The following is an 8818-nucleotide window of genomic DNA, read 5'->3' as shown; positions in this document are numbered from 1 at the left end:
GGGCGGCCCCCACCCGCCATGATCTGCTCCCGTTCAGCTCGCTTACCTCTTGGTACTGACCCGCAGAACGCAGCGAGTGGTGACCAGCGGGGCATGAATCCCAGCAAGCACCACACCCCCCAGCCGCCGAACCGGAGCCGGGCCACCCCACACCACTACCGCGTGCCCCGCAGGGCGAACCCACCCGCACCGTCACAGTCCCCACCGGCGGCGTAGTGCGTCAGGTAGAGCGGACAGATCATCGCCCCCGCCATGACCAGCCACTTCCACTGGACGCGGTCCGTCGCGCAGAGCGCTATGAGCCGGTGGCGCTGCCGCCCTCACGAAGTGGCCGGGGCCCGCACAGGCACAACGCCCCGGNNCCGGGGCGTTGTGCCTGTGCGGCCCGGGGGTCACACCTTGACCGGCTCCTGGTCCGGCTCGGTGGCCGGGGTGCCGGTGGCCGGGGTGTCCTTCGCGGCGCGCTTGGCGGCCTTCTTCGCCGCCCGGCGCTCCTTGCGGAGTTCGACCATCGCGTACAGCGCGGGCACCAGCAGCAGCGTCAGCAGCGTGGACGAGAGCAGACCGCCGATCACGACCACCGCGAGGGGCTGGCCGATGAAGCCGCCCTCGCCCGTGACGCCCGCCGCCATCGGCATCAGCGCGAAGATCGTGGCGAGCGCCGTCATCAGGATCGGGCGGAGCCGGTGACGGCCGCCCTCGACGACCGCCTCGACCACGCCCAGGCCCTGGGCCCGGTACTGGTTGATCAGGTCGATCAGCACGATCGCGTTGGTGACGACGATGCCGATCAGCATCAGCATGCCGATCATGGCCGGGATGCCGAGCGGCGTACCGGTGAGCAGCAGCAGGGCGATCGCGCCCGTCGCGGCGAACGGCACGGAGACGAGCAGGATCAGCGGCTGGACGAGCGACCGGAAGGTCGCGACCAGCAGCATGAACACGATCGCGATCGCGGCGAGCATGGCGAGCGCCAGCTTGGTGAAGGCGTCGTCCTGGTCCGAGGTGACACCGCCGATGGTGGCGGTGGCGCCGTCGGGCAGCTTCAGGCCGTCGATCTTCGTCTGGAGGGCCGTGCTGACCGCGCCGGTGTTGTCGCCGAGCGGCCGTGCCGTGATCGTCGCGGAACGCGCGCCGTCGATACGGGTCATGGAGACCGGACCGGGGACGAGCTTGACGTCGGCGATCTGGCCGAGCTTGACCGGGCCGAGCGGCAGGGCCTTCAGCTGGGCGATCGTGGCGGCCGGCTTCTCGGAGGTGACGACGACGTCGCGCTCGCTTTCGTCCAGCATGGCCGTGCCGGACCGGGTGCCGCTGACGGCCTGGGCGACGGCCCCGCCGAGCGCGGCGTCGTTGAAGCCCGCATCGGCGGCCTTCGCGTTGGCCTTCACCGAGATGCGCGGGACGGACTGCGACAGGTCGCTCTGGACGTCGGCGACGTCGTCCAGGGTGGCGACGGCCTTGCGTACTTCCTCGGCCGCCTTTTCGAGGGTGTCCGACTCGGACGCCTTGACGACGACGCTGAGGTCCTGGCTGCCGAAGCCGCCGCCGCCGCTGATGGTGGTGGTGCCGATGCCCTTGAGCTTGGCGAGTTCCCCTTCGATGTGCTTCTGGGTCTCCTCGGACTTCTTCGCGTCCTTGAGGGTGACCTGGTACGACGCCTGGTTGGCGCCCGTACCGCCGCCGAAGGCGGCCATGAAGCCGGAGGAGCCGACGGTGACCTGGTAGTCGGAGACCTCGTCGAGGCCGGAGAGGAGCTTCTCGACCTTCTCGGCGGAGGCGTCCGCGGCCTCCAGGCTGGTACCGGGCTCCAGCTTCTGCGAGATCGTCAGGCTCTCCTGGTCGCCCTCGTCGAAGAAGTTGGTCTTGAGCAGCGGCGCCATGCCGAGCGTGACCAGCAGGACCACGACGGCGATGACGACGCTGGTGAAGCGGCGGCGGGTCGCGAACCCGAGCACGGGGACGTACAGCCGCTGGAGCCTGCTGCGGGTCTCCTCCTCCTCGGCCTTGCGGCGCGCCTCGTCCGGGTCGACGCCGTCCGCGAGGCCGGGGGCCTTGAGGAACCAGTACGAGAGGACGGGGATGACGGTGAGGGAGACGAGCAGCGAGGCGAGCAGGGCCGCCGTCACGGTGAGCGAGAACGAGCTGAACAGCTCGCCGACGATGCCGCCGACCAGTCCGATCGGCAGGAACACGGCGACGGTCGTCAGGGTGGAGGCGGTGACCGCGCCCGCGACCTCCTTGACGGCGGTGAGGATGGCGCTCTCGCGCTCCTCGCCGTAGCCGAGGTGGCGCTTGATGTTCTCCAGGACGACGATCGAGTCGTCGACGACGCGGCCGATCGCGATGGTCAGCGCGCCGAGGGTGAGCATGTTGAGCGAGAGGTCACGCGTCCACAGCACGATGAGCGCCAGGACGATGGAGAGCGGGATGGAGACCGCCGTGACGATCGTGGAGCGGATCGAGGCCAGGAAGACCAGGATCACGATCACCGCGAAGAGCAGACCGAGGGCGCCCTCGGTGGTCAGTCCCGAGATCGACTTGGAGACCTCGGGGCCCTGGTCGGTGACGACGGTGAGGGTGGCGCCCGCGCCGAGGTCCTTGCGGAGGTCGGGCAGCTTGTCCTTGACGGCGTCGGAGATGGAGACGGCGCTGCCGTCCTTGTCCATCGTGACCATGACCGCGAGGCTGGGCTTGCCGTTCGTCCGGGTCAGGGAGGTCGCGGCGGCCGGCTTCTGCTCGACGGTGGCGATGTCGCCGAGGCGTACGGGCTTGGCCGCTCCCGCGTCACCGGCGCCGCCCTGGGCGGCCGGGGCGATCCGCAGGTCCTCGATCTGCCGGAGCGAGGTGTAGCCGCCGCCGACCTGGACCGTACGGCTCTTGCCGTCCTCGGTGAAGGAGCCGGCGGGGAGGGTCGCGCCGCCGGCCTTGAGGGCCTCGGACAGCGACATGGTGGTCAGGCCCGCCTCGGCGAGCTTCCGGTCGTCGGGCGTGACGGCGACCTGGAGTTCGCGCACGCCGTCGACGGTGACCTGGCCGACGCCGTCGATGGACTGGAGCGCGGGGACCACCGAGCGGTCGAGCTGGTCGGCGAGGGCCTGCTGGTCCTTGTCGGAGGTGACGGCGAGGACGACGGTCGGGATGTCGTCCGTCGAGCCGGCGATCACCTGGGGGTCCACGCCCGTCGGCAGCTGGGACCTGGCGCGGTTCACGGCCTGCTGGACATCGGCGACGAGCTGCTTCGTGCCGCTGTCACCGAAGTTGAAGGAGGCCATGACGACGGCGCTGCCCTCGCTGGCCGTGGAGGTGACGGTGTCGATGCCGTCGACGGCCTTGAGCGAGTTCTCCAGCGGCTCGACGACCTGCTTCTCGACCACATCGGGGGACGCGCCCTGGTAGGGGGCGAGCACCGAGACCATCGGGAGTTCGATGGAGGGCAGCAGCTGCTGCTTGAGCTGCGGTATCGCGATCGCGCCGAACACGATCGCGATGATCGAAATCAGCCCTATCAGGGCCCGTTGCGCGAGGCTGAATTTTGCCAGCCAGGACATGGGGTCTCTCTTCTGTGGTGTACGCGGCAGGTGGGTTCGGCGGCTCGGCCCCGGAGGTGTGAGACGCCTCCGGGGTGGGCATTGCGGCCCCTCCTATACGATCTGCCATCCGAGAGGCCGAACGCGTAGCCCCCAGGTCCCCTTCTTTATCTGCCGCATACCGCGCCTGGAGTAGCCCGGGGGTGAGTCAGTCCACCCTCGGACGTACCAGCCCCGACTCGTACGCGATGACGACGAGCTGTGCGCGGTCGCGCGCGCCGAGCTTGGCCATGGCCCGGTTGACGTGGGTCTTCACGGTGAGCGGGCTGACCTGGAGCCGCTCGGCGATCTCGTCGTTGGAGAGGCCGCCCGCGACCTGGACGAGCACCTCGCGCTCGCGCACGGTGAGGACGTCCAGCCGCGCGGAGTGGTCCGCGCCGCCGCGACCGCCCGCGCCGCCGCCCTGGGCGAGGAAGGTGGCGATGAGGCCCTTGGTCGCCAGGGGCGAGAGCAGCGCCTCGCCCGCCGCCGCGACCCGGATCGCGCTGAGCAGCTCCTCCGGCTCCGCGCCCTTGCCCAGGAAGCCGCAGGCCCCGGCGCGCAGCGACTCCACCACGTACTCGTCGACCTCGAAGGTGGTCAGCATGACGACATGGACCTCGTCGAGGTCCGGGTCGGCGCTGATGGTGCGGGTGGCGGTCAGGCCGTCCGTACCGGGCATCCGGATGTCCATCAGGACCACGTCGGGCCGGGTGGCGCGGGCGAGGTCCACGGCCTGCGCGCCGTCGGCGGCCTCCCCCACGATCTCCATGTCGGGCTCGGAGTCCACCAGCACCCGGAACGCGCTGCGCAGCAGTGTCTGGTCGTCGGCGAGCAGCACCTTGATCGTCATGTGTTCTCCCCCTGCCGCGTACGGTCGTCGACGGGCAGTATCGCCTGGGTGCGGAAGCCGCCGCCGTAGCGGGGGCCCGCGGTGAGGGTGCCGCCGAGGGCGGTGACGCGCTCGCGCATCCCGATGAGGCCGTGGCCGCCGCCGTCGGTGTCACCGGTGTACGGTCCCGCCGCTGTCGCGCCGGTCTCGTCGCCGCCGTCGTCGAGGACGGTGATCTCGGCGGTCGCCCCCAGGTGTACGACGCTGACCTCGGCCTTCGCTCCCGGGCCCGCGTGTTTGCGGACGTTGGTCAGGGCCTCCTGGATGATCCGGTACGCGGCGAGATCGGCGGCGGCGGGCAGGCCCCGGCTCTGGGCGCGGCCGTTCATCGCGAACTCCACGGACAGTCCCGCGTTGCGGAAGGTGTCCAGCAGCCGGTCCAGATGTGCGAGGCCGGGGGCGGGTTCCGTGGGGGCCGCCGGGTCGCCGGACTGCCGGAGCAGCCCGACGGTGGCCCGCAACTCGCTGAGCGCCGAGCGACTGGCCTCGCGTACATGGGCGAGCGCCTCCTTGGCCTGGTCGGGACGCCTGTCCATGACGTGCGAGGCCACGCCCGCCTGCACATTGACCAGCGCGATGTGGTGCGCGACGACATCGTGCAGATCGCGGGCGATCCGCAGCCGCTCCTCGGCGACTCTTCTGCGCGCCTCCTCCTCGCGGGTGCGCTCCGCCCGTTCCGCGCGCTCGCGGATGGCGCCGACGAAGGCGCGGCGGCTGCGGACGGCGTCGCCCGCGGCGCCCGCCATGCCGGTCCAGGCGAAGATCGACAGGTTCTCCTGGGCGTACCAGGGGCCGGGGCTGAGGATCATGGCGACGCCGGTGAGCACGGTCATGGTGGCGACCCCGACCCGCCAGGTGGTGGGCCGGTCGGTGCGTGAGCCGACGGTGTAGAGCGCGATGACGGCGCTGACGACGAGCGGAGCGGGCGGCTGGGCCACCAGGAGGTCGAGGAGGGTCAGCCCGGTGGTGCAGAGCAGCACGGGCATGGGCGCGCGGCGCCGGAAGACGAGCACGGCGCCGCCGAGCACCATGAGCAGAACGCTGACCGGGTCGGGCGTACGGGCGCCGAAGGCGGGGCCGTCGGGGCCACTGTGATCGGTGAACGACCCGAAGAGCATGGCGACGAGGACGGCGGCGGCCAGTGCGCCGTCCGAGGCGAGCGGATGTGCGTGCGCCCATCCCCATGTGCGGGTGTACACGTTTTCGATTCGGCTCACATCCGGCAACGGTACGGGGTGCGGGCGCGCGCCGGAACGCACGAGCGCCCCGCACCGGGTGGGTGCGGGGCACTCAAGAGTGGCTGGAGTGCGGATGCGGACGCCCCCGTCCTCCTGGCGGGAGGAGGGAGCCTGTCGCGTCAGGAGGACGGGATCAGGCCGTCGTCGTTGAGCATCGCGCGGACCTCTTCCATGGTCGCGCCGGGAGCGGGCAGGATCAGCTCGGACGGCTCCAGGGCGTCGTCCGGCAGCGGCTCGCCCAGCTCGCGGACCTTGTCCAGGAGCGCGTGGAAGGTGCGGCGGAAGCCGGCCTCGTCCCCGTCCCTGACCTCGGCCAGCAGTTCGTCGTCGAGCTTGTCGAGTGCGGCGAAGTGACTGTCGGCCAGCTTCACCTGGCCCTCCCCCATGATCCGTACGATCATGACGCGCCCCTACTGCTTGTCGAATTTGTTGGTCGACGGCTGGGCGTCCTGCGTGCCCGTACCGCCGTTGCCGCCCTCGATCGCCTGCGTCGACGTCGAGCCGCCGGCCAGTTCGGCCTTCATGCGCTGAAGCTCCAGCTCGACATCGGAACCGCCGGAGATCCGGTCCAGCTCGGCGGCGATGTCGTCCTTCGCCATCCCGGACTGGTCGTCCAGGGCGCCGGAGGCGAGCAGCTCGTCGATCGCGCCGGCCCGTGCCTGCAGCTGTGCGGTCTTGTCCTCCGCACGCTGGATGGCCATGCCGACGTCGCCCATCTCCTCGGAGATGCCGGAGAACGCCTCGCCGATCCTGGTCTGGGCCTGCGCGGCCGTGTAGGTGGCCTTGATGGTCTCCTTCTTCGTACGGAAGGCGTCGACCTTGGCCTGGAGTCGCTGCGCGGCGAGCGTCAGCTTCTCCTCCTCGCCCTGGAGCGTCTGGTGCTGTGTCTCCAGGTCGGTGACCTGCTGCTGGAGCGAGGCACGGCGGGACAGCGCCTCGCGCGCCAGATCCTCCCGGCCCAGCGCCAGCGCCTTGCGGCCCTGGTCCTCCAGCTTGCTCGACTGGCCCTGCAACTGGTTCAGCTGCAATTCCAGCCGCTTGCGCGACGTCGCCACATCGGCGACACCGCGGCGCACCTTCTGAAGCAGCTCCAGCTGCTTCTGGTACGAGTAATCGAGGGTCTCGCGCGGATCCTCAGCCCGGTCAAGGGCCTTGTTGGCTTTCGCGCGGAAGATCATCCCCATACGCTTCATGACACCGCTCATGGGCTTCGCGCGCCCCCTTCTGACGGACTCCGGCTACAGCACTCCAACAGAACCCACAGTACGGGCCCTGCCTCTATTACCGCACTGTTCCAGCGCGGATGCGCTCCTCCCCAAGGACGACTGGCCGCCCGTACGGTCGGACGCAAGGAGTAGATGACCCTGAGTGACCGCAGGGAAAAACGGGGACAAGACCCGCTCTGTCCCTCTACCGACGCAGGACGTTGCGGGATCGTTCCCCGTGGGGGTGGGGTCCCACCACGACACCCCGTACCCTTGGGCTTTGTGTTCCGAAGCCGCTCCAAGGAAGAGAAGGCCACCGCCACCAAGGTGACGGCGGACCTCTCCACGCAGCCCCGCGACCCGCAGGCCCCCAAGGGCCGCCCGACCCCCAAGCGCAGTGAGGCCGAGTCGCAACGCCGACGCGCCTCGACGACGCCGACCGACCGCAAGACGGCCATGAAGCGCCAGCGCGAGGCGCGGCGGGCCGACCTGACCAGGCAGCGCGAAGCCCTGGCCAGCGGCGACGAGCGTTATCTGCCGGCCCGTGACAAGGGCCCGGTGCGCCGCTACGTCCGCGATTTCGTGGACTCGCGGTTCGCCATCGCCGAGTTCTTCCTGCCGCTCGCGGTGGTGATCCTGGTGCTGAGCATGGTCAGGGTCGGCGCGCTGCAGAACATCGCGCTGCTGCTGTGGCTCGGTGTGATCGTGCTGATCGTCATCGACTCGATCGGCATCTGGCTCCGGCTCAGGAAGCAGCTCGCCGAGCGCTTCCCCGACACGCCCAAGCGTGGCGCGGTGGCCTACGGCCTGATGCGTACGCTCCAGATGCGTCGGCTGCGTCTGCCCAAGCCGCAGGTCAAGCGCGGAGCCCGGCCCTGAGCACGGAGGTCTCCGGCTTCTCGGGCGCGCGGGCGAACTGGCTGGCCGGGCTCGGAGGGCTGCGCAACGTCGTCCGTCAGGAGCTGGTGGCACGCCAGCTCGACGAGCAGATAACCGCGCGCTTCCCGCTGGGGCGGCGGCTGCGGGTGCTGGACGTCGGCATGGGCCAGGGCACGCAGGCGCTGCGGCTGGCGCGGGCCGGTCACGCCGTGACCGGTCTCGAATCCGATCCCGGGATGCTGGCGACGGCGCGCGAGGCGTTCGCCCTGGAGCCCGCGGGCATACGGGAGCGGGTCAGGCTGATCGAGGGCGACGGCCTGGAGACCGGGGTGCACTTCCTGCCCGGCAGCTTCGACGTCGTGCTCTGCCACGGCGTACTGATGTACGTGTCCGAGCCGGACGCGATGCTCGCGGGCCTGGCCCGGATGCTGGCGCCCGGCGGGCTGCTCTCGCTGCTCGTGCGCAACGGTGACGCGCTGGCGCTGCGGCCCGGCCACGCCGGGGACTGGGGCACCGCGCTGGAGGCGTTCGACTCGGCCATGTACACCAACCGTCTCGGGCTGCGCGTCCGGGCGGACCGGCTGGAGACGCTGACCGCGACGCTGGCGGGGATCGCGGCGCCGCTGCACGCCTGGTACGGGGTGCGGGTCTTCACGGACGGCTCGGCGGCCGACGCGGTGGTGCCCGACGGCGAGGAGCTGGAGCGGCTGCTCTCGGCGGAGGACCGGGCGGGGCGCACGGAGCCGTACCGCCGGGTGGCGGCGCTGCTGCATCTGTGCGGAGTCCGTGGCTGAGACCCGGGTTCCCGTGTACCCACGTTCCCGCGTACCCGCTGTTCCCGCGTACCCGCTGTTCCCGTGTTCCCTGTGACGCAGGTCCCTTTGTGACGGCCCGTCCGGTGTCAGGTGCGGGGCGCCGTCCTGCGTCTTGTCAGAGATGAGCAGCACTGAAGTGAGCGGCGTGGACGCCGACATGGACATCGGCCCCGCCCCCGGGAGCGCGCCACCGGCCGGCCCCCGCGAGACGACCGGTCCC

Annotated in this window: 7 protein-coding genes; 2 read left to right on the top strand and 5 right to left on the bottom strand. The window is 70.9% G+C overall.

The genetic code is table 11. The features are described from left to right. Positions 1–392: 392 nt before the first annotated feature. The 5 genes from DVH02_RS20955 to DVH02_RS20935 all read right to left on the bottom strand — a co-directional run bounded on the left by DVH02_RS20955 (position 393) and on the right by DVH02_RS20935 (position 6904). Positions 393–3551, bottom strand: coding sequence for an efflux RND transporter permease subunit (locus tag DVH02_RS20955; RefSeq protein WP_114625367.1), 3159 nt, complete (start codon positions 3549–3551; stop codon positions 393–395). A gap of 187 nt (positions 3552–3738) precedes the next feature. Continuing rightward, a complete protein-coding gene (locus tag DVH02_RS20950) occupies positions 3739–4422 on the bottom strand; it encodes a response regulator (RefSeq protein WP_114625366.1) in 684 nt (227 codons plus the stop codon). Then, positions 4419–5687, bottom strand: coding sequence for a sensor histidine kinase (locus DVH02_RS20945; protein ID WP_407697657.1), 1269 nt, complete (start codon positions 5685–5687; stop codon positions 4419–4421). The genes DVH02_RS20950 and DVH02_RS20945 overlap by 4 nt, the downstream gene beginning before the upstream one ends. Positions 5688–5818: 131 nt before the next feature. After that, the gene (gene pspAA, locus DVH02_RS20940; RefSeq protein ID WP_114625365.1) at positions 5819–6100 is read right to left on the bottom strand and encodes a PspA-associated protein PspAA; all 282 of its coding nucleotides are present in this window, start codon (positions 6098–6100) and stop codon (positions 5819–5821) included. Between the two features lie 9 nt (positions 6101–6109). Then, entirely contained in the window at positions 6110–6904 is a 795-nt protein-coding gene (locus DVH02_RS20935; protein WP_114625364.1) for a PspA/IM30 family protein, read from the bottom strand. A 282-nt stretch (positions 6905–7186) separates the two neighbouring features. Here DVH02_RS20935 and DVH02_RS20930 point away from each other — a divergent pair, with 282 nt between their 5' ends. Together DVH02_RS20930 and DVH02_RS20925 are read left to right on the top strand one after the other, a co-directional pair. Beyond that, complete coding sequence (locus tag DVH02_RS20930; protein ID WP_114625363.1) at positions 7187–7783, top strand: DUF3043 domain-containing protein; 597 nt, start codon at positions 7187–7189, stop codon at positions 7781–7783. A gap of 83 nt (positions 7784–7866) precedes the next feature. Beyond that, the gene (locus DVH02_RS20925; RefSeq protein WP_407697658.1) at positions 7867–8577 is read left to right on the top strand and encodes a class I SAM-dependent methyltransferase; all 711 of its coding nucleotides are present in this window, start codon (positions 7867–7869) and stop codon (positions 8575–8577) included. Positions 8578–8818 lie beyond the last annotated feature (241 nt).

This window comes from Streptomyces corynorhini, from assembly GCF_003346515.1.
In the GTDB taxonomy this organism is placed as follows: Bacteria; Actinomycetota; Actinomycetes; order Streptomycetales; family Streptomycetaceae; genus Streptomyces; species Streptomyces corynorhini.
The sequence above is the reverse complement of the archived record's forward strand: the minus strand, read 5'-3'. Positions and strand labels throughout refer to the sequence as shown.